The 23,642-nt window shown below is 52.7% G+C and carries 17 protein-coding genes and 2 pseudogenes; 13 read left to right on the top strand and 6 right to left on the bottom strand.

Going from position 1 to position 23,642, the window contains the following annotated elements; translation table 11 throughout:
* The first annotated feature begins 271 nt into the window (after positions 1–271).
* From I6L54_RS13665 to I6L54_RS13645, 5 genes are all read left to right on the top strand, one after another.
* Positions 272–5,602 carry a peroxidase family protein gene (locus I6L54_RS13665; protein ID WP_040231074.1) on the top strand — a complete coding sequence of 1,777 codons (5,331 nt, stop codon included), beginning with the start codon at positions 272–274 and terminating at the stop codon, positions 5,600–5,602.
* A 10-nt stretch (positions 5,603–5,612) separates the two neighbouring features.
* Positions 5,613–7,352, top strand: coding sequence for a type I secretion system permease/ATPase (locus I6L54_RS13660; protein WP_040231072.1), 1,740 nt, complete (start codon positions 5,613–5,615; stop codon positions 7,350–7,352).
* The gene (locus tag I6L54_RS13655) at positions 7,352–8,680 is read left to right on the top strand and encodes an HlyD family type I secretion periplasmic adaptor subunit (protein WP_137378526.1); all 1,329 of its coding nucleotides are present in this window, start codon (positions 7,352–7,354) and stop codon (positions 8,678–8,680) included. Before I6L54_RS13660 ends, I6L54_RS13655 begins: the two co-directional genes overlap by 1 nt.
* A 134-nt stretch (positions 8,681–8,814) precedes the next feature.
* The gene (locus I6L54_RS13650; RefSeq protein ID WP_040231070.1) at positions 8,815–9,102 is read left to right on the top strand and encodes a VF530 family protein; all 288 of its coding nucleotides are present in this window, start codon (positions 8,815–8,817) and stop codon (positions 9,100–9,102) included.
* Positions 9,103–9,114: 12 nt separating this feature from the next.
* Positions 9,115–10,482 (top strand): glycoside hydrolase family 10-like protein, encoded by a 1,368-nt coding sequence (locus I6L54_RS13645; RefSeq protein ID WP_040231062.1) that lies wholly within the window; start codon positions 9,115–9,117, stop codon positions 10,480–10,482.
* Here the strand turns inward: I6L54_RS13645 and I6L54_RS13640 are convergent.
* The 5 genes and pseudogenes from I6L54_RS13640 to hdeB form a co-directional block, all read right to left on the bottom strand.
* A complete protein-coding gene (locus I6L54_RS13640) occupies positions 10,479–10,997 on the bottom strand; it encodes a hypothetical protein (protein ID WP_040231060.1) in 519 nt (172 codons plus the stop codon). The genes I6L54_RS13645 and I6L54_RS13640 overlap by 4 nt on opposite strands.
* A 54-nt stretch (positions 10,998–11,051) precedes the next feature.
* A pseudogene (locus tag I6L54_RS13635) lies at positions 11,052–11,836 on the bottom strand (type II toxin-antitoxin system HipA family toxin); the annotation flags it as partial.
* A 19-nt stretch (positions 11,837–11,855) separates the two neighbouring features.
* Positions 11,856–12,089 (bottom strand): annotated as a pseudogene (locus I6L54_RS13630) (helix-turn-helix domain-containing protein); the annotation flags it as partial.
* 51 nt (positions 12,090–12,140) lie between these two features.
* A complete protein-coding gene (locus I6L54_RS13625; protein WP_040231059.1) occupies positions 12,141–14,084 on the bottom strand; it encodes a methyl-accepting chemotaxis protein in 1,944 nt (647 codons plus the stop codon).
* Between the two features lie 155 nt (positions 14,085–14,239).
* Positions 14,240–14,569 (bottom strand): acid-activated periplasmic chaperone HdeB, encoded by a 330-nt coding sequence (gene hdeB / locus I6L54_RS13620; RefSeq protein ID WP_005122660.1) that lies wholly within the window; start codon positions 14,567–14,569, stop codon positions 14,240–14,242.
* A 399-nt stretch (positions 14,570–14,968) separates the two neighbouring features.
* Between hdeB and I6L54_RS13615 the strand changes: the two genes are divergently transcribed.
* From I6L54_RS13615 to I6L54_RS13585, 7 genes are read left to right on the top strand one after another with little or no spacing between them, the layout of a single operon-like run.
* The gene (locus tag I6L54_RS13615; RefSeq protein WP_005122658.1) at positions 14,969–15,835 is read left to right on the top strand and encodes a MurR/RpiR family transcriptional regulator; all 867 of its coding nucleotides are present in this window, start codon (positions 14,969–14,971) and stop codon (positions 15,833–15,835) included.
* A 14-nt stretch (positions 15,836–15,849) separates the two neighbouring features.
* Positions 15,850–16,437 (top strand): D-alanyl-D-alanine dipeptidase, encoded by a 588-nt coding sequence (gene ddpX, locus I6L54_RS13610; RefSeq protein ID WP_040231058.1) that lies wholly within the window; start codon positions 15,850–15,852, stop codon positions 16,435–16,437.
* 15 nt (positions 16,438–16,452) lie between these two features.
* Positions 16,453–18,015: an ABC transporter substrate-binding protein gene (locus I6L54_RS13605; protein ID WP_040231057.1), complete on the top strand. Its 1,563-nt coding sequence runs from the start codon at positions 16,453–16,455 to the stop codon at positions 18,013–18,015.
* Positions 18,016–18,058: 43 nt separating this feature from the next.
* Complete coding sequence (locus tag I6L54_RS13600) at positions 18,059–19,081, top strand: ABC transporter permease (RefSeq protein WP_005122653.1); 1,023 nt, start codon at positions 18,059–18,061, stop codon at positions 19,079–19,081.
* Entirely contained in the window at positions 19,078–19,974 is an 897-nt protein-coding gene (ddpC, locus tag I6L54_RS13595) for a D,D-dipeptide ABC transporter permease (protein ID WP_040231054.1), read from the top strand. Before I6L54_RS13600 ends, ddpC begins: the two co-directional genes overlap by 4 nt.
* Complete coding sequence (locus tag I6L54_RS13590; protein WP_040231052.1) at positions 19,971–20,957, top strand: ABC transporter ATP-binding protein; 987 nt, start codon at positions 19,971–19,973, stop codon at positions 20,955–20,957. Before ddpC ends, I6L54_RS13590 begins: the two co-directional genes overlap by 4 nt.
* Positions 20,950–21,891 carry an ABC transporter ATP-binding protein gene (locus I6L54_RS13585; RefSeq protein ID WP_040231051.1) on the top strand — a complete coding sequence of 314 codons (942 nt, stop codon included), beginning with the start codon at positions 20,950–20,952 and terminating at the stop codon, positions 21,889–21,891. Before I6L54_RS13590 ends, I6L54_RS13585 begins: the two co-directional genes overlap by 8 nt.
* Positions 21,892–21,901: 10 nt before the next feature.
* Here I6L54_RS13585 and I6L54_RS13580 read toward each other — a convergent pair whose 3' ends face one another.
* On the bottom strand, positions 21,902–22,792 hold the full coding sequence (locus I6L54_RS13580) for a LysR family transcriptional regulator (protein ID WP_040231050.1): 891 nt from the start codon (positions 22,790–22,792) through the stop codon (positions 21,902–21,904).
* A 142-nt stretch (positions 22,793–22,934) separates the two neighbouring features.
* Between I6L54_RS13580 and I6L54_RS13575 the strand changes: the two genes are divergently transcribed.
* Positions 22,935–23,642, top strand: coding sequence for a CoA transferase subunit A (locus tag I6L54_RS13575; protein WP_005122644.1), 708 nt, complete (start codon positions 22,935–22,937; stop codon positions 23,640–23,642).

Here is a 23,642-nt window from a genome sequence, read left to right as displayed (position 1 = left end):
CAGACCTTGAATATGCCTGATAATTCAAGAGAGCAAGTGTGTCTTTTGCACACCAATAGCAAATTTTTAAACCTGCGAATACATTATTTCGCGATGTGAATATCCGCGAAGATGACGCTAAATACGTCATTGATAATCTGAGTGTTTTATTAAATGGAGTTGTACAAGCAATAACAACCAAGCACTAAATACGACTCATTCTCACATGTTTTTTATAAACATGAGAACGAATGATGATAGCTAATACAAGTAAAGATAGGGGTAATAACTTATGACCTCACAATATGACTTTACTGTCACCCTGCACGATCTTGCTTTTATTCTTAAGCAGATCAAAATATCCGAAGCGGCAACTAACCCAGACGGGAGCGTTAATGCTGAAATGCTTCGGGAATTAGTCTCCAGTCCACTCTTGCCCTATGGACTTCGCACGGTAGATGGTTCATGGAATAACCTTCTACCGGGCCAGGAGTTATACGGTTCAGCCGATCAGACCATGCCAAGGTTAACAGCTTTAAACTGGCAAGATGCGGATCAAATGACCAGTTATATACAGATTGGCGGCATGGTTATTGATGCCGACCCACGAATTATTAGTAATTTAATTTCAGACCAGACGACCTCAAACCCGGCCGCACTTGAGGTTTTTAACGCATTAAAGGATGCGCCCGGCGGCGGGACTGTTACTGGGGATGACAGCTTATCCATTCCCAATCAGTCTCCCGATATTGGGCTCTCCCCTGCGTTTAATGGCTGGATGACCTTCTTTGGCCAGTTTTTCGACCACGGTCTGGATTTGATACCGAAAGGAGGCAACGGTATTGTTTTCATTCCGCTCCAGCCCGATGACCCTTTATATGTGGAGGGGTCGGATACAAACTTTATGTTATTAACCCGGGCGACAGTTGATGAGAATCGAGAGACGGTAAACCTTACAACCCCCTTCATCGACCAAAACCAAACCTACACCTCCCATCCTTCACATCAGATTTTCATCCGCGAATACGTCATCATTGATGGGAAACCTGAGCCAACGGGGAATCTGTTAGGCGGCGCTAACGGAGGACTGGCGACCTGGGCTGACGTTAAAAACCAGGCTGAAACCCTGCTTGGCATTAAGCTTACCGATCAGGATGTTTTTAATGTTCCTCTGCTGGCGACGGACCGTTACGGTAATTTGATTTTAAGTGAAAATGGCAAGGTGCAGATTGTTACGACTGCCGGGCTGGTAGAGGCTAATGGCGGTTTGTTACCTGAGGGGACGTTCCGCACCGGTCATGCGTTTCTGGATGATATTGCACATACTGCCGCACCAAAAGCGGGCCTGCTGGCAGATGATGACAGTGCTATCGGCGGCGAAGGACCACAACCTGCAGGAACTTATGATAACGAACTGCTCGACCGTCACTTTATTACCGGCGACGGGCGTGGGAATGAGAATATTGGCTTAACCGCGGTGCATGCCGTTTTTCACAGCGAACATAACCGCCTGGTTGAACAGTATAAAACCACGCTGCTGGAAACCGGTGATATCGATCTGATTAACCAGTGGTTGATGCCGAATCACCAAATCACAGAATTACCTGCCGATACCTCTACTCTGGTCTGGAACGGCGAATACTTATTCCAGGCCGGTCGCTTCTCCACGGAAATGCAGTATCAGCACCTCGTGTTTGAGGAATTTGCTCGTACAGTACAACCCGCCGTCGATCCGTTTGTCTTCTCCAACACGGCGGATATCAACCCGCAGATCTTTGCCGAGTTTGCGCATGTGGTTTACCGTTTCGGGCATTCAATGCTGACAGAAACCGTGGCGCGTACCGACATTGATATGCAAAGCGGCGATCTCGGCCTGATTGCCGCGTTCCTGAATCCCGTGGCATTCAATGACATCAACGGTGCTACCGTTACTGACGATCAGGCCATCGGCGCGATTGTGCGTGGTATGACGCGTCAGGTGGGCAACGAAATTGATGAGTTTATTACCGATGCCCTGCGTAATAACCTGATCGGCCTGCCGCTGGATTTAGGCGCGCTTAACATTGCCCGTGGTCGCGATACAGCAATGCCAACGCTAAACCAGGCTCGCGAGCAGTTCTTTGCCTTGAGCGGTGATAGCCAACTACGGCCCTATACCAGTTGGGCTGACTTTACCACCTACCTGAAAAACCCGGCCTCGATCATTAATTTTATGGCCGCTTACGGTCAGCATGAGCTGATCCTCAATGCCACCAGCCTTGAAGGTAAGCGCGCGGCGGTGAACTTCCTGCTGTTTGGCGACGCCAACAACGCCCCACCTGCGGATGCCATGGATTTCTTCAACAGCACCGGTGCGTGGGCAACCAAAGAAACCGGACTGAATATGGTCGATTTCTGGATTGGCGGGCTGGCCGAGCGCAAAAATGAATTTGGCGGCATGCTGGGGTCAACCTTCAACTTTGTTTTTGAAACGCAAATGGAAATGTTGCAGGACGGCGACCGTTTCTACTATCTGAGTCGCGTTCAGGGTCTGAACATGCTCAATGAACTGGAAGCTAACTCGTTTTCCGCGCTGGTAATGCGTAACAGCGATCTCGGCGACGCGGATTCCTCTCACCTGCCCGCCAATCTGTTCCAGACGCCGGACCATATTTTTGAAGTGAACCGTGTGTTGCAAACGGAAATCGATCCGAAATGGGGGAATCCGCTGAAGGATCTGCTCTCGCCGCTGCTGGTGCGTCGCGATCCGGGTGCTGATGTGGATGGCGATGGCTTTGCCGACGGTGGGTATCTGAAATATACCGGCGATGGGCATGTGGTACTTGGCGGTACGGCAGGCAACGATACGTTAATCGGGGGGAAAGGCATCGACAGCCTGTGGGGCGACGGCGGTGATGATCGTCTGGACGGTGGTGATGAAGCGGATGTGGTTCACGGCGGCGACGGTGACGACATCATTACTGACACCGGTACGCCCGTGGGCGATGCCGACTTCCTGCACGGCGATGCCGGACACGATGTCATCTTCTCCGGTAACGGGAACGATCTGGTCTTTGGCGGCAGCGGCAGCGACTTCGTGGTGGTCGGCGAAGATGCTCAGGAGGTCTTCTCGGGGCAGGATAACGACTTTGCGCTTGGGGGATCGGGCGCTGATTTCCTGATGGGCAACGAAGGAGACGACTGGCTGGAAGGTGGCGACGGATTTGACACCCTCGCCGGAGACAACTCAGAGCTGTTTTTTAACAGTACCATTATTGGTCACGACGTTCTGAATGGTCAGGGCAATGACACTGACTACGATGGAGAAGCCGGTGACGACATTATGGTTCAGGGCGCGGGCATTCAGCGCAATAACGGCATGGCCGGTTTTGACTGGGCTATCCATAAAGGCGACCCGAACGCAGCAAACTCTGACCTCGGGATCCCGATTTTCGTCAACCAGCAGGAATTTATTCTGCGTGACCGTTTCGACCTGGTTGAAGGACTGTCCGGATGGAAACACAACGATATCTTAACCGGTACGGAACAGCCGCTCGGTACGGCACCGGTTCAGGGTGTTCCCCTCTCCAACAATCTCACCCAGGAGGGGGCTGACAGAATTGACGGCCTGCAAGCCATTCTCGGCGTAGAACGCTCGGCGAATCCGAACGCGGTACTGCTGAACCCTGATGATGGTAGCGATATTTTACTCGGCGGTGGCGGCAGCGACCGCATTATGGGTAAAGCGGGGAACGACATCATTGATGGTGATGCCTGGCTTAACGTTCGTATCGCCGTTACCGGTATGGCGGGACTCACCAGCGCTGAAGGCATGGCCGAACTGAAGTCGTACATGCTGGCTGGCACGCTGAAACCCAATCAGTTGTCGATTGTGCGAGAAATCCTTTATGACGGTGATGGCACTGAAACTGATGTGGCAGTGTACCGCGATATCAGTAGCAACTATGCCTTTACCCGTATGGCAGACGGAAGCCTGCGCGTCGATCACACCACGCCTGATGCCGCGCTGAACCTTAATGATGGCATTGATCGCCTGTTGAACATCGAAAAACTGGAGTTTGGCGATGGTCAGCAACTGTGGGTGACGGCGCAGCAAGCGACGGGCGATCTTACTATCAGCAATCCTAACCCTTCGGTGGGCGACCTGCTGCGCGTCAACGTGGCGAACTTGCTGGATGGTAATGGGCTGGCGGCGGATGTCGCCATCACCATGACCTGGCAGGCATTCGTCAATGGTCAATGGCGGGATCAGGCGACCGGCGTGGAGTTCAGAGTGCCTGGCGCTATTCAGGGCGCGCCGCTGCGCGTGGTTGCCAGTTTTAACGACCGCATGGGCGACGCTGAAACGCTGGTGTCGGCACAAACTCAGTCAATCCTACCGCGAAATCAGGCCACCACCGGTGTGCCGGTGATTAATGACCTTACTCCGACCGAAAGCCTGACGCTGACCGCGGTGGTTTCGGGAATTGCTGATGCCGACGGTCTGAGCGGCGGTAATTTCACGTATCAATGGAGAATGAGTACCCCGACCGGGTTCGTCAACATTAACGGCGCGACATCTGCTACCTATACACCGGGCCAGGCCATGGTCGGTCGGACGCTGCAGGTGGTGGTTACCGTCGTCGACGATGAAGGCAATCCCCCTGTTGTTCTGACGTCGACCACCACTCAGCCAGTGGGTGATCTGATTGTCGGGAACAACGGCGCTAACACACTCGTTGGTACAGCATGGAGCGATATTCTGCGCGGTGAAGGCGGGAATGACACCTTGCTGGGCGGCGCCGGTGACGATCTTCTCGTCGGCGGTGCGGGTAACGACAGCCTGTCTGGTCAGGCGGGGCAAGATATCCTGCAAGGCGACGCGGGTAATGACACACTTGATGGCGGGCTTGGCGCCGACAGCATGACCGGTGGCGCGGGTGATGACACCTACATTGTTGATGATTTCGGCGATGTGGTTATCGAAGGTGTGAATGGTGGTACAGACATTGTGCGCACCAGCCTCAGCAGCTACGACCTTACTGACAACGTGGAAGAACTGGTCTTTACCGGCAGCGGCAGTTTTATCGGCACCGGTAATGCCATTGCAAACACCATTACGGGCGGTTCCGGCAATGACTATCTGTTCGGTATGGGCGGGAATGACCAGCTGTTTGGCGGGATCGGCAATGACTTCCTTGATGGCGGAGATGGCGCTGATAACCTGCAGGGTGGAAACGGCAACGACGTCATGATTGGCGGCGCGGGCGCGGATACCCTCACCGGCGGTAGCGGCGACGATATTCTCAATGGCCAGGAGGGGAATGACACTCTGGATGGTGGTGCCGGGAGCGATATATTCGCCTTCGGGGCTAACTTTGGGCAAGACCGAGTCACCGGTTTTGACAGTAATCCCAACGGCGGTCAGGACTTCCTTGATCTCGTCTTGTTAGGCATCAATGCGGGTAATTTTGCCAGCAGCGTGTCTATCACCGGAAACAATGGCAACACCGTTGTGACCATCGGTACCGACACCATCACATTGGTGGGCGTCAATTCAACCACCGTGAATATTGGTGACTTTTATCTGGAAATGCCCACCACCCTTGCCAGCAATAATGGCAATAGTTCATTGATCGTATAAGGAGAAGACTATGTCGCGCCAGCATACGCCAACAGAACTGAATGATGCATTAAAAGGAACGAAACCCACTTTTCTGATGCTGTTGTTTTTTAGTTGTGTGATTAATCTGCTTATGCTGGCGCCGGCAATTTATATGCTACAGGTTTACGATCGCGTGCTGGTCAGTAAAAATACCACCACGCTGCTAATGTTAACCTTATTGATTGTCGGCCTGTACATTGTTATTGCCCTAATTGAATCTGCCCGTGCGCAGGTCATGGTCAGGCTTGGTAACCGGCTGGATATCAAGCTGAGCCAGTTGGTTTTTAACGCGGCATTTAAAAGAAAGATCGCCACCGGCGATAACAATCCGGCACAGTCTTTAGCCGAATTGGATCAGCTCCGTCAGTTTCTTTCCGGGAATAGTCTGTTCGCCTTGCTGGATATTCCCTGGACGCCGATATATCTGTTCATCGCCTTTTTGGTCCATTCCCTGCTGGGATATCTTTCTCTCGGTGGAATAACATTATTATTTATTCTGACGTTGGTATCTGAAATCTCCACCAAGCGCCCGATTCAGCAAGCGCACGCCTTAACCATTAACAATGCCAGCAAACTGAATAAACAGCTGCAAAACGCCGATGCCATTGAAGCGATGGGGATGCTTTCGACCCTGAAGTCCAACTGGCAGGAGCAACATAACAAAGTGCTGGCGCTACAAACGCAGATTGCCGACAAAACGGCCGGGTTAAGCAGTCTCAGCCGCTTTGTGCGGGTATTGCTGCAGTCGATTGCGCTGGGCGCTGGCGCTTTACTGGTGATCGGCGGCCATATTACCCCGGGCTTGATGATTGCCGCCTCGATCATTCTTGGACGCGTCCTCAACCCGGTAGAACAAGTCATTGGCAGCTGGAAGCAGTTCGTGCAGTTTCGTAGCGCGTGGCATCAGCTCTCCACTTTGCTGAAGGAGTATCCGGCGCCGAAAGAGGTACTGACCCTGCCGCGCCCGAATGGCAACATCAGCGTCGAAAGCGTCTTCGCTGCAGCCCCCGGCCAGCCTTCCCCGCTACTGCGTAATATCTCATTCCAGCTGGAGCAAGGTGAAGTGCTGGGGATTATCGGCCCTTCAGCCTCAGGAAAAACCTCGCTGGCAAAGGTTCTGGTTGGTGTCTGGAAACCGTTATCAGGGAAAGTCAGATTAGATGGTGCAGATATTTGCCAGTGGGATAAAGCGCTGCTGGGCCCGTCAATTGGCTACCTGCCGCAGGATGTTGAACTGTTTGATGGCACCATCGCGCAAAACATCGCCCGCTTCACGAAAAATGACAGTGAGTTGATCGTCGCTGCCGCGCTGCTGGCGGGCGTGCATGACATGATCCTGCGTTTGCCGCAAGGTTACGACACCCTGCTTGGCGCGGGAGGATACCAACTCTCCGGCGGGCAGCGGCAGCGCATTGGCCTGGCCCGCGCCGTATACAACAACCCGGCGTTTGTCGTGCTGGATGAACCGAATGCCAATCTTGATGATGCAGGCGAGTTTGCGCTCGTAAAAGCCATCAATATCCTGCGTACGCAGGGACAAACCACCGTTATTATCTCGCACCGGCCCACGCTGCTTGGCGTGGTCAATAAGGTCTTGTTGCTTAACGATGGCGCGATACAGGAGTTTGGTACCCGCGATCAGGTTTTCGCCCATTTGCGTCAGGCCAACATATTGAAACCGGTAGCAACGCCGTCTTCACCCACGACTGAACAGCAACGCGAGGCCTGATGATGAAAAAGAAACCTGACAACGTGGCCTCTGCTGACGTAGATACCAATATCTGGTCGCCGATTATCCGGGGCGTGATCGTTATTGTGCTGGGTGTCGGCAGCTTCATTCTCTGGGCAGTACAAGCGCCGCTGGATGCGGGCGTGGTGGCTGATGGTACGGTAACCGTATCGAGTAACCGAAAAACGATCCAACACCTGAGCGGCGGTCGGGTAACGGATATCTTTATTAAAGAAGGCGACGTTGTGAAGAAAAACCAGGTTCTCGTCCGGCTGGATAAAATGCAGCTCGAAATGCGTTTCAGCGCGTTAAATGCGCAGTATATTTCAGCCAAAAGCATTGAAGACCGCCTGTTGGCAGAACGCGATGGACTGGAAGCGATCGGCTTTAATACGACGCTGACGCAGCAGTTCTCCGGCAATAAGCGACTGGCCGAAGTCAGAAATCTGCAGGCCAAACTTTTCGAAACGCGCCGCAAAACCATTCAGGACGAACTTTCAATGATTCAGGAGACGCTCGATGGTCTGGTAGGACAAACGGATAATCTCAATAAAATAAAAGGTTATCGCGATCGCCAGTTCAATCTGATTAACCGGGAATTAGGCGCTATTCGCGCGCTGAGTGAAAAAAACTATTATCCCAAAGCGCAATTACTGGTGCTTGAGCGCGAGGCGGCAGAAATATCCGGCAGCGTTTCAGAAGACATTCTTAACATTGCCAAACTGAAATCCCAACAGAACGAATTAAAAATTAAAGCGTACCAGGTGCGTCATCAATATCTGCGTGAAGTTGAGTCTGAACTGACCGAAAACCAAAAAGAGGTGGCGATGCTGGAGGATGAACTGGTGTCTACCCGTCATGAACTGGATAACACTGAGATCCGCTCGCCGATTAACGGCGTGGTGCTGGATGTTAAGGTCAGTACCGTCGGCGGCGTTATTCAGCCAGGCGAACATCTGATGGATATTGTCGCCGCCGGACAGCCGATGCAAATTGATGCCAAAATACCGGTACACGCCATTGATAAACTGGCCCCTGGTTTAACCGTTGATGTGTTGTTCCCTGCCCTTAACCACGCGCTGTTACCGTCGGTTCCGGCCCGGGTTCTGACTATCTCGGCGGATCGTTTAATTGATGAGGGCACTCAGCAACCATACTACCTTGCTGAAGTTCAGGTCTCAGCGGAGGGCGCGCGCTTGCTGGGCGATTACAAAATTAAAGCGGGAATGCCCGCCAGCGTGACGATCAAGACCGGTGAACGAACCCTGATGAGTTACCTGTTTAAACCGTTAATTGCCCGTCTGGAACTGGCCTTTAAAGAGTATTGAACCCTCCATTGCCGGTATGGCGTTCGGCTTACCGCGCCATGCCGGTTTCTGCCATTGCTGGCAGCTTTGCTTTCTTGTAACCTTCTTGCCGTCGCACTACTGACAAAATCTGGAACCACTGAACTGGACTTCATATGAATGCTCATATTTTTAAAGACCCTTTGCATGGCGTAACGCTTGAAATGCAGGTCAATGCACTGGTTGATCGTTACGGCTGGGCTGAGCTGGCGCAACGCATTAATATCAACTGTTTTAAAAATGAACCGAGCGTTAAATCCAGTCTGAAGTTTCTGCGCCGTACGCCGTGGGCGCGGGCAGAAGTTGAAGCGCTGTACCTTGATTCTCTGGATGACCTGGCCTCAAATAACACCACTGAACAGGCCATTGATCCCTGGGCTAACAGCCGCAACAAGAAGAAATAAGAGCCAAATCTGATGTCTGCATCCGGTTTTATTTCAGAAAATTATAAGAAAAAACTGGCGGATTTACTCGCCCGTTCCCGCGCCAGGTTGCCGCTAACCAACATGAAATGGTTCGCGCTGTTGGTAGGTAGTATGTTGCTGCTGGGCAGTTGTTCTTCACAGCCGCCGGGATCTAAGATCACCCCACAGCCTCCGGTAAACAAACCACAGCAGAGCAAAGAGCCAGTGCGCGGTATCTGGTTGGCAACGGTTTCGCGTCTGGACTGGCCGCCGATTTCATCAGTCAACATCAGTTCGCCTGCCGTTCGCATCAGCCAACAGCAAAAAGCGCTGACTGACAAGCTGGACAATCTGAAACGTCTTGGTATCAACACCGTTTTTTTCCAGGTGAAGCCTGATGCCACCGCGCTATGGCAGTCTAAAATCTTGCCGTGGTCTGATACTCTGACGGGAACGATTGGTCAGCATCCGGGGTACGATCCGCTCCAGTTTATGCTTGATGAAGCGCATAAACGCGGCATGAAAGTTCATGCATGGTTTAACCCCTACCGCGTATCCGTGAACACCAAACCTTCGACAATCACCGAATTAAACAACACGCTGTCACAGACACCTTCCAGCGTTTATGTTCTGCATCGGGACTGGATCCGCACTTCGGGCGAGCGTTTTGTATTAGACCCCGGTATTCCTGAAGTGCGCGACTGGATAACCAGCATCGTGGCTGAAGTGGTTGAGAATTACCCGGTTGACGGCGTGCAGTTTGATGATTACTTCTATACCGAGTCTCCCGGGTCTGCGCTCAACGACAGCCAGACTTTCAGACGATACGGCCAGGGATTCGCTTCCAAAGCAGACTGGCGGCGTGATAACACGCAACGCCTGATCGTCCAGGTTTCACAAACCATCAAGAAACTCAAGCCTGAAGTCGAATTTGGCGTCAGCCCTGCGGGCGTATGGCGCAACCGTTCGCACGATCCGGCGGGGTCCGACACGCGCGGCGCGGCAGCGTATGATGAATCGTACGCCGATACCCGTCGCTGGGTGCAACTGGGTCTGCTGGACTACATCGCCCCGCAGCTGTACTGGCCCTTCGCCCGCGATGCGGCGCGGTACGATGTGCTGGCAAAATGGTGGGCAGATGTCGTGAAATCAACCAACACCCGCCTGTATATTGGGGTGGCGCTGTACAAAGTTGGCGAGCCGTCGCGAAAAGAACCAGACTGGACGGTTAAAGGCGGCGTACCGGAGTTGAAGAAACAGCTCGATCTGAACGAGTCTGAACCGCACATTAACGGCACTATTCTGTTTCGCGAAGATTACCTTAATCAACCGCAAACGCAGGAAGCAGTAACTTATATTCGCAACCGTTGGGGACGTTAATGGTTGTTCTGAGCGGGAAGCCTGAGCCAGACGCTCACGTAGCGGGCAAATTTCCCCACAAAAACGCCAGCGAAGATACCGCCTGTAATGATCGCCAGGGCGCTCATTGCGGGTTGACGTAAAACGTCGGGGGAAATGGCGTTAAGTACGCCAAGTACGTACTTAACGCCGAATGCCAGCAGCATAAATGGCAATGCGGAATAATCTGCCGGACGGTGAATACTCCGTGGTGCGCTACTGCGGCTCAAACGGCCGGGGTTAATTAATATGTAGCCAATGATTGCGCCGCTGATGATACCTATCGCCCACTGAATATACGTAATGAGGGTCGGGTCGCGATAAGTGATTAAATCGTAGATATCCCAGACTAAAAAAATAGCGGGGATCAGCGCCAGCTTTTCCAGCGTGACAGTGGCGGGTGTTCTGGCTTTAATCCCTCGATACAGTAGAAAGGCAAACAGCAGATACACCCAAACTGGCGTGTTTTTCAGCATATTCACGACAAATTCAGCCATAACGTTGCCTCGTTCAGATTTAATTCTTCCCTAAGTGTAGCGGCTGTATCTGCGTTACTGGGACATTAACCGACGAACATTATCATTAATCTGTTTTTGTATCGTATCCAACGTGGTTTGTGTTATCTGATCGGCGTATTTGTCTTTGGCTGTAGCGCTGTTGCATGGTGGCAGATCTTGTCGATTATAGCGTTCACATGCTCAGCTGATAGCTCAGCTTCCTGTACACCAAGCTGCTGCAGGTGCTTTCTGTCGATATCCAGCGCTTCTCCCAGCACGTCCATTTGGTGATACCCGCCGGGTCCTTCGCACCAGGTCACGTCATAAGCCGGAGCCAAAGTCCAGTTTCCTGCGGCTGACATTAAATAGGCAAAGTTTTTGGGATGGTCATCGCGGTTGTTAAATGCCACGTTGAAAACCACGCGTTCGAACGCTTTCGCTTTTTCTCTGACATCATTGGTACAAATCTGCGTGGCGCGCAGAAAATCCCGGTAATCTAAAGCACCGGGTATCTGGTAATTTGCACCGGTAAATACCGCCAGGCTCTGCATAGGAATACGGACCGACTGGTCACGGTCGAAACGGCGGGTAGCAAATGCCGCCTGCCCGTCAGGCAGATTAAAATACGCGGTATCAGGCGTAGTGATCCCACATTGCCGCAAACATTCAGCATACACCGCTTCGATGGCACATACCTCAGCATGCTCATGCCTGGCAGGAAATTTAATCAACCAGCTTTCGCTCTCTGGGAGGGGCGCAGTGGTGAACTTTGACGTGACACCGTCACGATAAAGTAACGCTTTTGGCCTGGCCCCTTGCGGTGAACCGCCCATCTGGAGCTAAAAGACATCGACTTGTTCAGGCATCAGGATTTTTCCTTTTCACCCGCTGACGTACCGCGCTCTTCTCGTAACGCAAAATATCATCCAGACTGTCGATCCTGGGTTTGAATAAGCCCTCCAGCGCGTCACCATAGCCTAACACCATCGCGACTTTGACCAGATTCTCAAATCCTACATTTTTACCTGCTTCCAGATTCGAAACGGTATTTACACCGACACCTGAACGCGCGGCAACATCTGCCTGCGTCATTATACTGGAGTTATCCGGGTGCAATGTTTGCACCCGGACATCGTGTCGTTATCAGGCCACTGAAGGTTCAGGCAATCTGAATGACGAGACCAGCAACGCCAACTGCTCCGCCTCTTCTTTCAGCACCTGGGTTCGCGTGGCGGCATCATCAATCAACGATGCGTTTTGTTGCACGGTGCTGTCCATTTCGGTGACGGCGAGCGTGACTTCGGAAACACCCTTACGCTGCTCCTCACCCGCGACACGGATTTCCCCCATCAGTTGGCTAACCTGACGCACGTTGTTGACCAGTTCTTCCAGGCGCTCACCTGCATTGTGGATTTGCTGGCTGCTGCTGCCAACATGTGAAACGGACTCATCGATCAACGCTTTGATTTCCTGGGCTGCAGTGGCACTGCGCTGTGCCAGGGTACGAACTTCAGATGCGACAACCGCAAATCCTCTGCCTGCATCCCCCGCTCTGGCGGCTTCAACGGCGGCGTTCAACGCCAGAATATTGGTCTGGAATGCAATGCTGTCGATGACGGCTACAATTTCCACCATTCTACCGGACGAGGCACTGACGTTATCCATTGTCGAAATCACCCCCTGCATCACGTCGCCACAGCGATTCGCCGTTTGCGCAGTGTTGTCGGAAAGTTCATCTGCCAGTTGCGTGTTGCTCGCATTTTGATGCACGGTCGCATTTAACTGTTCCATCGCCGCCGAGCTTTCTTCCAGCGCGGCCGCCTGCTGAGTTACCCGTGAAGAAAGCTCCATGTTACTGTCGGCCAGGCTGACGGCGTTATTGGCTACCACCACGCTACTGCTTCTGACGGTGATCAGAATGGCGGAAATTTTATCGACGAACAGGTTAAAGGCTTCCGCGATATCTGAAATCTCATCTTTACCTCGAACATCCAGACGACGGGTAAGATCACCTTCTCCCTGCGCGATGTCATCAAGAGCCTGACGAGTATCATCGAGACGTGAAATTAGTCGACGAACCACCAGCCATGACCCTACCAGCAACACGGTCATAATCGGGATCAGCACTTCCAGCACATCCTGCATCATGACTTTAGCGAGGCCAACGATGCGCGTTTCCGGTGTCACCAGCCCTACGACCCAGCCAGTATCAGCCATCGGAAACAACATAACGCGTGACGGGGCATTCAGTACGTTGTCGCTTTCCAGCGCAATGGTTTTCACGCCATCAGTCGCGCGCAGCGATTTCAGCCCTGCTTCTACCGGGGCCAGCCAGTGTGCGCTTTGCGCCAGATCGCTAAAGGTTTTGTATTTTGTCTGATCGGCCTGGGGGAAATAGAGGATCTGCCCCTGTTTATCAACCACAAATGCGTAGCCACCGGTGCTGTTGCCCTGCTGCTGCATAAAGGTCGCAACGTTATCCAGACGAATGTCGGTGGTAGCTACACCGGCAAACTTGCCGGCTAATTGATACGGAATACTGCACGTCACCATGTTCACGCCGGAACTGGCATCCTGATAAACATCAGACCACAGGCAACTGTTCTGTGAGTGACCTTTAGCATGCTGATACCAACTTTCATTGTGATAACCGGCAGATCCTTCGGCATTATAATCATTCGAAAAATCAAGCTTGCCCTCAGCATTGCGCGCCCAGAAAAAGCTACGTTTCTCTACTCCCGCGGTGAACGCGTTTGGCTCCGGCCAGATCCCGCCGCCGGTAATAATTGAGTGGCTGTCTTCGCCAATCAGGTGTGGAACCACGCTTTGATACAAAGACTCATCATTAGGTAGTACTTCGGCCAGTCGTGACAGACTGACGGTTTCGCCCTCGATACGAGAGAGCACAGTACTCAGTTGACGGGTTAAACCTTGCCCTGTTTCTTCTATCAGGGCGGTATTGATTTCAACGACGCGCGGCTGACCACGCCAGAGCATAATTGCAACAATAACAAGGGTGGTCACCGCAAGCAGCAGGATGCCGCCAATGGTTAACCGCGTTGAAATACGAGTAGGATACCAGGCCATACAAACTCCTTCTGCAAAAGGCTAACTTTTACCCAGTATCGGCACAGGAGTTTATATCTTTATAACGTTTTCTTAAGTATTACAAAATAAATAAGTGACGTTGTCACAAATAGCAAAACCCAGCACTCTGACTGGGTTTTAATACATGGTTAATCTTATTTAGATAATTCTTTTTTGATTTCTTCTTTTATTTTACTTAATTCACTTTGCGGATGTTTTTTGCAAAGTTCAACGGTCAGAGGCACAGCCGTAGTGATGGTTTCGTTATAGTCAACGAAATCGCCGCCTTTGAAGTCTTCGTCTTCATTCAGCACCCAGAAAGCAACCGGAGCCATAGTTTGCGGGTTCAAATCAATAAACTCCTGGCAGCTCATGCCTTTCGGAGTGACTTCAGTTTTAGCGTTATCAGTTGCTGCATTGACGCTTACACTGGTTAACAGCGCTGCGACCAGGATGCCTGCTGTAGAAAGGGAGAATTTATTCATTGTAGTACTCCATTTATAATCCAGATAATATCTACACTTGCGCTTTAAACCGTTAATGTAGTTCGCAAAAAATAATACTCCCACCGTCAGAAGAATAAATATTACGGCCATCGATATGGCTGAAATTTATATTTCACATTACTGATTCTGATGTCTGATAAGAAATGTTGCACACAATGTGATCGTTACGACGAAATCAGCAGATTCATCCCTCACTTACCCTACCTTTGCACCAAAACTGAACTACGCTGCACAAATGTTGATCATTGGTTAATGAAAATTGATATTTTTTAACAAAAAACCCCGACGCAGCGCTGTCGCTGACCTGGCACGCGTCCTGCATTGTTAATCCGGTAACAGTGACGCGGTATCTGACAAACAACTAACAGCGAGATGGTAATGACATCAAAACCTGAGTTATTTGCCCGCATAGAACAGACCTTTAGCCAGCTAACGCCCAGCGAAAAGCGCGTTGCCGGTTGGTTGTTAGCGCACGCTGCACAGATCCCTTTTGAAACGGCAGACGGCATCGCGAAAGCAGCAGGAACCAGTGGCATTACCGTCGGGCGTTACCTGCGTAAACTCGGGTTTCGTAACCTGGAAGATGCGAAAGCCAGCCTGCGTGAAATACCCGCTATTCCCTATCAGCCATGGGGAATGAACGAGCGCCTGGACTCCTGGCACCAGCAGCAAAATCTACCTGACCGCGTACAACAGTCGCTGTTGCTGGAGATTGACGCTATCACCCACGTCTACCAACTGGCGCAAAGCGAGACATTTTTACGTATTGCGCAGCAATTGGCGCAGGCAGAAGCCGTTTATATCCTTGGGATCCAGTCCACCCGCGGGATCGCCAACGCCTTTTTTAGCCATCTGGAATATCTGCGCCCGAAAGTGAGTTACTCCGAAGGGCTTTCCGGTAGCTGGGTTGAGTCGCTGAACTCGGGATTTAATCAACCTTATGTCGTGATCACCGATACGCGCGCTTACTCGGCGACATCCCGACTATATTGCCGCGTTGCCAGTGAGCGCGGCATTCCTCTCGCGTTAATTACGGATGTATGGTGCCCCTGGGCCAGAGACTATTCCATTGATTTACTTCAGGTGAAAACGGACACCGGGCACTTCTGGGATTCGCTTGCTCCGGTGAGTTGCCTGTTCAATTTATTACTCTCCGCGGTGGTGGCGCAACTGGGCGACTCCCTCGCGGGACGCCTGCAAACAAATCGCCAGTTACAACAACAATTTGGTCAATTCGAACAATAAACAGGAAACGTGCTATGTCAGATACCCCAGAACTGGTCGATTTGTCGGTGATATTCCCGTCACTGCATATCGATCTGAAATACGCTACAGCCGATAACATTACCGGCGCGCCTATCTACAAGGAAGCGCGCTGCCTGCTGCATTCCGAGGCCGTCACTGCGCTGGCCAAAAGCATCAGCATCGCGCAGCTGGCGGGTTTGTCATTGGTGGTGTATGACGCGTACCGCCCACAGCAGGCGCAGGCGATACTGTGGAATGCCTGTCCGGATCCGCAGTATGTGGTGGATGTGGCGATCGGCTCGAATCACAGCCGGGGTACGGCCATTGACGTCACGCTGATGGACGCTCGCGGTGATGTTCTCGATATGGGAGCCGGTTTTGATGAAATGCATGACCGGTCCCATGCCTGGCACCCTTCAGTACCTCCGGCTGCGCAGCGTAATCGGCTGCTGCTCAATGCCATCATGTTCGGCGGCGGTTTTGTCGGCATCAACAGCGAGTGGTGGCATTTCGAACTGCCGAATGCCGCGCGTTACCCGCTGCTTGACGATCAAATGGCTTGTTACACTGTCACGCCCATAACAACACAACATCCCCTTTAATTCTGGAGCCTGGTTATGAAGACTACACCTGCGTTAACCTCTTTTTTTCGCCCCGCTCTGTTAGCTGTTGCGCTGGCGGTCGCTTTGCCTGCCGCGCAGGCCGCCGTCCCTAAAGATATGCTGGTTATCGGTAAAGCCGCCGATCCACAAACGCTCGACCCCGCTGTAACAATCGATAACAACGACTGGACGGTGACCTATCCCTCATATCAGCGTTTGGTTCAGTACAAAACAGAGGGCGGCAAAGGTTCCACAGAAGTTGAAGGTGATTTGGCCAGCGGCTGGAAAGCGTCTGATGACCAAAAAGAATGGATCTTTACCCTGAAAAGCGACGCAAAATTCGCCGACGGCACGCCAGTGACCGCTGATGCGGTAAAACAATCTTTTGAGCGCCTGCTCAAGATCGGTCAAGGGCCGGCTGAGGCATTTCCGAAAGATTTGAAGGTTGAGGCTATCGATAACAATACGGTGAAGTTCACCCTCAGCCAGCCGTTTGCGCCGTTCCTGTATACGCTGGCAAATGACGGTGCCTCAATTATCAACCCGGCGATCTTAAAAGAGCATGCCGCTGATGATGCCCGTGGATTTCTGGCACAAAATACGGCCGGGTCTGGTCCCTTCATGTTGAAGAGCTGGCAAAAAGGACAACAACTGGTACTGGTACCCAACCCACATTATTCCGGCCCTAAACCCACATTTAAACGCGTATCGGTCAAGATCATCGGAGAAAGCGCTTCCCGTCGTTTGCAACTGTCCCGTGGCGATATTGATATCGCCGATGCACTCCCTGTTGACCAGCTTGCTGCTCTCAAACAGGAAGGTAAAGTCAACGTGGCGGATTATCCCTCGTTGCGCGTGACTTATCTGTATCTGAATAACAGTAAAGCCCCGCTCAATCAGGTGGATTTGCGCCGCGCCATCTCGTGGGCCACCGATTATAAAGGCATGGTAAATGGGATCCTCAGCGGTAACGGCAAACAGATGCGTGGTCCTATTCCTGAAGGGATGTGGGGTTTTGATGACAAGGCCATGCAGTACAGCTTTGATGAAGCGAAAGCAAAAGAAGCATTAGGTAACGTTGCCAACAAACCCGAAACCCTGAGCTTCCTGTATTCCGATAATGATCCTAACTGGGAGCCAATTGCACTCTCCACTCAGGCCAGCCTCGGCAAGTTAGGCATTAAGGTGAAACTGGAAAAACTGGCGAATGCCACCATGCGCGATCGCGTCGGTAAAGGTGACTATGACATTGCCATCGGTAACTGGAGCCCGGACTTTGCTGACCCGTACATGTTCATGAACTACTGGTTTGAGTCAGATAAGAAAGGCTTGCCAGGTAACCGTTCCTTCTACGAAAACAGTGAGGTCGATAAGCTGCTGCGTAGCGCGCTGGCGACCACCGATCAGGCGGTCAGAACCAAAGATTACCAGCAGGCGCAAACCATCGTGATTGATGAAGCAGCCTACATCTATTTATTCCAGAAAAACTATCAGTTGGCGATGAACAAAGACGTTAAAGGATTTGTATTCAACCCCATGCTGGAACAGGTCTTCAATATCGCCACCATGAGTAAATAAGCCACGTTAATGCGGAGCCTCCCGGCTCCGCAAGGGGAAGCTAATGACGTTCTGGAGCATTTTACGCCAGCGATGCTGGGGACTTATCCTGGTGGTTGCCGGTGTCTGTGTAATCACTTTTATTATTTCACATCTGATCCCGGGCGACCCCGCACGGCTGCTGGCCGGCGATCGCGCCAGTGATGAAATTGTCGAAAATATTCGCCAACAGCTGGGACTGAATCAGCCGCTGTATATTCAGTTTTTCCGTTACGTCAGCGATATTTTTCAGGGTGATTTAGGCACATCCATTCGCACAGGCCGTCCGGTGCTGGATGAACTGCGCGTATTCTTCCCTGCCACTCTTGAATTGGCCTTCTGCTCTCTGCTGCTGGCGCTGATCATCGGTATCCCGCTGGGTATTTTGTCTGCTGTCTGGCGCAACCGTTGGCTCGACCACCTCGTCCGCCTGATGGCGATCACCGGTATTTCGACCCCGGCATTCTGGTTGGGCCTCGGTGTTATCGTGTTGTTTTATGGCCATTTGCAGATTTTACCCGGCGGCGGACGGCTCGATGACTGGCTCGATCCTCCCACGCACGTCACCGGTTTCTATCTGGTTGATGCGCTGCTGGAAGGCAACGCCGAGGTCTTTTTCAATGCACTGCAGCACCTGATCCTGCCGTCGCTGACGCTGGCCTTTGTACACCTGGGCATTGTCGCCCGACAGATTCGCTCCGCCATGCTGGAACAACTGAGCGAAGATTATATCCGCACCGCGCGTGCCAGTGGTTTACCGGGTTGGTACATCATTTTGTGCTATGCGCTGCCGAATGCGTTGATTCCGTCAATAACCGTGCTGGGTCTGGCCCTGGGCGATCTGCTCTATGGTGCGGTACTGACCGAAACGGTCTTTGCCTGGCCAGGCATGGGCGCCTGGGTTGTGACCTCCATTCAGGCGCTCGATTTCCCGGCAGTCATGGGATTTGCCGTGGTGGTCTCCTTCGCCTATGTGCTGGTTAACCTGGTGGTGGATTTGCTCTATCTGTGGGTAGATCCTCGAATTGGACGTGGAGGTGCACAATGATGCTCACACAAGAAACGCCAGCGGCCCCGCAGAGCGCCCGCCGTCGCACGGACTGGGCCAAACTGTTCTGGATGATGAAAAGCAGCCCGCTGACGGTGATTGGCGGCGCGATTATTGTACTGATGCTACTGTTAATGGTGCTCTCTCCGTGGATCACCCCTTACGATCCTAACGCCATCGATCTGACTGCACGCCTGTTGCCACCGTCGGCCATCCACTGGTTTGGCACCGATGAAGTGGGTCGTGATCTGTTCAGCCGCGTCCTGGTCGGAAGTCAGCAGTCAATTGTTGCCGGTCTGGTGGTGGTGGGTATCGCTGGCGGGCTGGGCTCGCTGTTGGGATGCCTGTCTGGCGTGATGGGTGGACGTGCCGATGCGATCATCATGCGTATGATGGATGTTATGCTGTCCATTCCTTCGCTGGTACTGACAATGGCGCTGGCCGCCGCATTAGGGCCAAGCCTGTTCAACGCCATGCTGGCGATTGCGATTGTGCGTATTCCTTTCTATGTACGCCTCGCGCGCGGTCAAACGTTGGTCGTTCGTCAGTTTACTTATGTACAGGCCGCGCGAACCTATGGTGCATCACGCTGGCATCTGATCAGCTGGCATATTTTACGCAATTCACTTCCCCCGCTGATTGTGCAGGCATCACTGGATATTGGCAGTGCGATCCTGATGGCCGCCACGCTCGGATTTATTGGCCTCGGCGCCCAACAACCCAGCGCTGAATGGGGCGCAATGGTGGCGATTGGTAGAAACTACGTGCTTGACCAGTGGTGGTATTGCGCATTTCCTGGTGCCGCCATTCTGATTACCGCCGTGGGCTTTAATCTCTTTGGTGATGGTATTCGCGATCTGCTGGATCCGAAAGCCGGAGGAAAACAGTCATGACACAACCTGTCCTGGAGATCGAGAATTTACATCTGAGCTTCCCCGGTTATAAAGCGGATGTGCATGCGCTGAATCATGTGTCGCTGCATATCAACCGGGGTGAAATTGTCGGCGTGGTTGGTGAGTCTGGCTCAGGGAAATCCGTCACAGCCATGCTCGCCATGCGTCTGTTACCCGAAGGAAGCTATCGTATCCATCAGGGGCGCGTTACGCTGTTGGGTGAAGATGTTTTAACTGCCAGCGAAAAACAAATGCGCCAGTGGCGAGGCCAGCGCGTGGCGATGATTTTCCAGGAGCCGATGACGGCGTTGAATCCAACACGTCGAATCGGCCAACAAATGGTGGAGGTCATTCGTCATCATCAGGCATTGAGCCGCACAGATGCCCGGCAGAAAGCCATCGCGTTACTGGAAGAAATGCAAATTCCGGATGCCCCGGAAGTGATGTCCCGCTTCCCGTTTGAGCTTTCTGGTGGTATGCGTCAGCGCGTGATGATTGCGCTCGCGTTTTCCTGCGAGCCAGACCTGATCATTGCCGATGAACCCACCACCGCGCTGGATGTCACGGTACAGCTTCAGGTATTGCGGCTACTGAAGCTTAAAGCGCGGGCCAGCGGTACCGCCGTGTTGTTTATCAGCCATGATATGGCCGTCGTCTCGCAATTGTGTGATCGGTTATACGTTATGTATGCCGGGAGCGTGATTGAAAGCGGCCCCACGCAAACCGTTATTCAGCATCCCACGCATCCCTACTCTATTGGCCTCCTGAAATGTGCGCCTGAGCACGGTGAACCGCGTGCTTTGCTCCCCGCGATTCCGGGTACCGTACCGAATTTAACCTGTTTACCTGTCGGATGCGCATTCCGCGATCGCTGCTTTGCCGCGGGGCCTCGCTGTGAACAAACACCTGATTTATGCAGCCAGGGCGGTGCGGATCAGCAATCCGCCTGCTGGTACCCACAACTGGAGACGACACATGTCTGATATTTTACTGGATCTGCAGGATGTTCATATCAACTTCCCCGCGCGGAAAAACTGGCTCGGCAAAGTAACAGAGCGGGTGCATGCACTCAACGGTCTGGATTTACAAATCCGCCAGGGAGAAACGCTGGGGATTGTTGGCGAATCCGGCTGTGGTAAAAGTACGCTGGCACAACTGCTGATGGGGATGCTTAAGCCAAGCCAGGGGCACTATTCCTGCGGTGGTGGCAAACAACACAACGGTATGCAAATGGTCTTTCAGGACCCGCTTTCATCCCTGGACCCGCGCTTGCCGGTATGGCGAATAATCACTGAACCGGTATGGATCCAAAAGCGTAGCCCTGAACGCGAACGCCGCACCCTGGCCGAGGATTTGGCTCGACAGGTAGGGATTCGTCCGGAATACCTCGATCGCCTGCCGCATGCCTTTTCCGGCGGACAGCGTCAGCGTATTGCCATTGCCCGCGCGCTGTCATCGGAGCCGGATGTGATCGTCCTTGATGAGCCGACGTCGGCACTGGATATTTCAGTACAGGCGCAAATCCTCAATCTGCTGGTTGCATTGCAGGCACGCCGGAATCTGACTTTTGTGCTGATATCGCATAACGTATCGGTCGTACGGCATATGAGCGACCGTGTGGCGGTGATGTATCTTGGGCAAATTGTCGAGCTGGGCGATGCGCAGCAGGTTCTCTCGCATCCGGCGCATCCTTACACCCGTCTGTTGCTGGATTCGGTGCCTACAACGGGTACGCCGCTGGCTGAGGATTTGGTCCTGCGTAAAACCGAACTCCCCGGCAACAGGACGCTACCACAAGGGTGTTTTTTCCGCGACAGATGCCCGCTGGCAACCCACGGATGTGAAAAAAAACAGACATTACTGAAAAATGAAGCCGGACGTGAAGTTCGCTGTTGGCGCGCCATTGATGTCTGTTGACTGCGCATTTTCAGGCGAGATACGCCTTTTTCAGCGCATCCACCAGCATTCCCGACGCGGTTGATAATTTATGGTGTGCCGAACGCAGCACCCCGATCCGCCGCTGGATCACGGGACCGTCAAGCGCTATACAGGTTGCGCCAAGTTCCGTCATTTGTGTTCGACACAGTGCGGGAACTGCGCTGCCGCCTAATCCGTTTGCCACCATACGACCAACGGTCACCAGTTGATGGCTTTCCAGCGCTACGTCCAGCGAATGTCCGCTTTGCACCAATTGCTCTTCCAGCATCAGGCGCACGGCAGATGGGCGTTGCAGCGTAATAAAATCCAGCGTCAGCAGTTCGCGCCACGCAATACGCTCTCGCCCCGCCAGCCTGGACGTTGGCGGGACGATCGCCACAAAACGATCGACACCGAGCGGCGTGAAGTGCAGTTGCCCTGAATAATCAGGCTCGAAGGCGATCCCCATCTCCACCCGCCCTTCACTCACCATTTCAATGACCTGTTCGTTTATGACATCGTGAACCGTCACGTTAATACCGGAATAGCAATCCCGAAAGGTTTTCAGTACCTGTGGCAGGACGTTAGCCGCAAACGAAGGTATGGCAGCAATGGAGATTTTACCGCGTTGCAGAGTAAAGCGCTGACGCATCGCTTCTTCCGTATTCTCCCAGTCCGCCAGCAGTTGTCGCCCCATATTCAGCAGCGTTTCGCCCTCCTGCGTCAGGGTCACTTTGCGGGTGGTTCTCAACAGTAACGCCCCGCCCAGCGAGTCCTCCAGTCCTTTAATCGCCAGGCTTAATGCGGGTTGCGACATATTCAGCCGTTCACTGGCATGAGCAAAATTCAGAGTGTGAGCTACCGCTAAAAACGCGCGTAACTGTTTGATGCTCATTCCCATTTCGCATTCCCTTAACCTATTGAATACCTTTAATTAACATTAAATTGATAAAAAAACCCAATGAGTGAGTCACAAATTTAAAATTAACAAATCATTTTTCACCCCCAATGATGTCGGCAAGGACAACTGGAGGGACAAGTGTATGGCTGGACTGGATAAACGGGTCGCCACGTATCAACAGGCGTTGGCAGGGCTGACCGACAATATGACGCTGCTGGCGGGCGGTTTTGGCTTATGCGGCATTCCTGAAAACCTGATTGCCGAAGTACGCCGTCGAGAGGTTCAGGGACTGACCGTCGTCTCAAACAACTGCGGCGTGGATGGTTTTGGCCTTGGTGTGCTGCTGGAAACACGTCAGGTACGTAAAGTGGTGGCGTCCTATGTTGGCGAAAATGCGCTGTTTGAAAAGCAGGTACTGAGCGGTGAACTGGAAGCCATTCTGACCCCACAGGGCACGCTGGCTGAGCAGTTACGTGCCGGTGGCGCAGGGATCCCGGCGTTTTTCACCGCCACGGGATACGGTACACCCGTCGCCGAAGGCAAAGAGGTGCGTGAATTTAACGGCCGTCCTTACATTATGGAGCAGGCGATTACCGGTGATTTTGCGCTGGTTAAAGGCTGGAAAGCTGACTGGTACGGCAATGTTATTTATCGCCACACCGCACAGAACTTTAATCCACTGATGGCCGCCGCCGGACGTATTACCGTCGTGGAAGTCGAAGAAATTGTCCCTCCCGGCGAGCTGGATCCCGCCGCAATTCACACCCCCGGAATTTTCGTAAACCGCATCATTCAGGGGCAGTTTGAAAAACGCATTGAACAACGCACCCTGCGCCAGAAAGGAGCCTGA

The sequence above is a fragment of the Citrobacter pasteurii genome, from assembly GCF_019047765.1.
Lineage (GTDB): Bacteria > Pseudomonadota > Gammaproteobacteria > Enterobacterales > Enterobacteriaceae > Citrobacter > Citrobacter pasteurii.
The sequence above is the reverse complement of the archived record's forward strand: the minus strand, read 5'-3'. Positions and strand labels throughout refer to the sequence as shown.

Bases quoted from the DNA above. Each gene is read 5' to 3' on its own strand.
- I6L54_RS13590 (WP_040231052.1), top strand. From the start codon at position 19,971: ATGACACAACCTGTCCTGGAGATCGAGAATTTACATCTGAGCTTCCCC.
- I6L54_RS13585 (WP_040231051.1), top strand. From the start codon at position 20,950: ATGTCTGATATTTTACTGGATCTGCAGGATGTTCATATCAACTTCCCC.
- I6L54_RS13615 (WP_005122658.1), top strand. From the start codon at position 14,969: ATGACATCAAAACCTGAGTTATTTGCCCGCATAGAACAGACCTTTAGC.
- I6L54_RS13625 (WP_040231059.1), bottom strand. From the start codon at position 14,084: ATGGCCTGGTATCCTACTCGTATTTCAACGCGGTTAACCATTGGCGGC.
- I6L54_RS13650 (WP_040231070.1), top strand. From the start codon at position 8,815: ATGAATGCTCATATTTTTAAAGACCCTTTGCATGGCGTAACGCTTGAA.
- I6L54_RS13660 (WP_040231072.1), top strand. From the start codon at position 5,613: ATGTCGCGCCAGCATACGCCAACAGAACTGAATGATGCATTAAAAGGA.
- I6L54_RS13655 (WP_137378526.1), top strand. From the start codon at position 7,352: ATGATGAAAAAGAAACCTGACAACGTGGCCTCTGCTGACGTAGATACC.
- ddpC (WP_040231054.1), top strand. From the start codon at position 19,078: ATGATGCTCACACAAGAAACGCCAGCGGCCCCGCAGAGCGCCCGCCGT.
- I6L54_RS13640 (WP_040231060.1), bottom strand. From the start codon at position 10,997: ATGGCTGAATTTGTCGTGAATATGCTGAAAAACACGCCAGTTTGGGTG.
- ddpX (WP_040231058.1), top strand. From the start codon at position 15,850: ATGTCAGATACCCCAGAACTGGTCGATTTGTCGGTGATATTCCCGTCA.
- I6L54_RS13600 (WP_005122653.1), top strand. From the start codon at position 18,059: ATGACGTTCTGGAGCATTTTACGCCAGCGATGCTGGGGACTTATCCTG.
- I6L54_RS13665 (WP_040231074.1), top strand. From the start codon at position 272: ATGACCTCACAATATGACTTTACTGTCACCCTGCACGATCTTGCTTTT.
- hdeB (WP_005122660.1), bottom strand. From the start codon at position 14,569: ATGAATAAATTCTCCCTTTCTACAGCAGGCATCCTGGTCGCAGCGCTG.
- I6L54_RS13575 (WP_005122644.1), top strand. From the start codon at position 22,935: ATGGCTGGACTGGATAAACGGGTCGCCACGTATCAACAGGCGTTGGCA.
- I6L54_RS13580 (WP_040231050.1), bottom strand. From the start codon at position 22,792: ATGGGAATGAGCATCAAACAGTTACGCGCGTTTTTAGCGGTAGCTCAC.
- I6L54_RS13645 (WP_040231062.1), top strand. From the start codon at position 9,115: ATGTCTGCATCCGGTTTTATTTCAGAAAATTATAAGAAAAAACTGGCG.
- I6L54_RS13605 (WP_040231057.1), top strand. From the start codon at position 16,453: ATGAAGACTACACCTGCGTTAACCTCTTTTTTTCGCCCCGCTCTGTTA.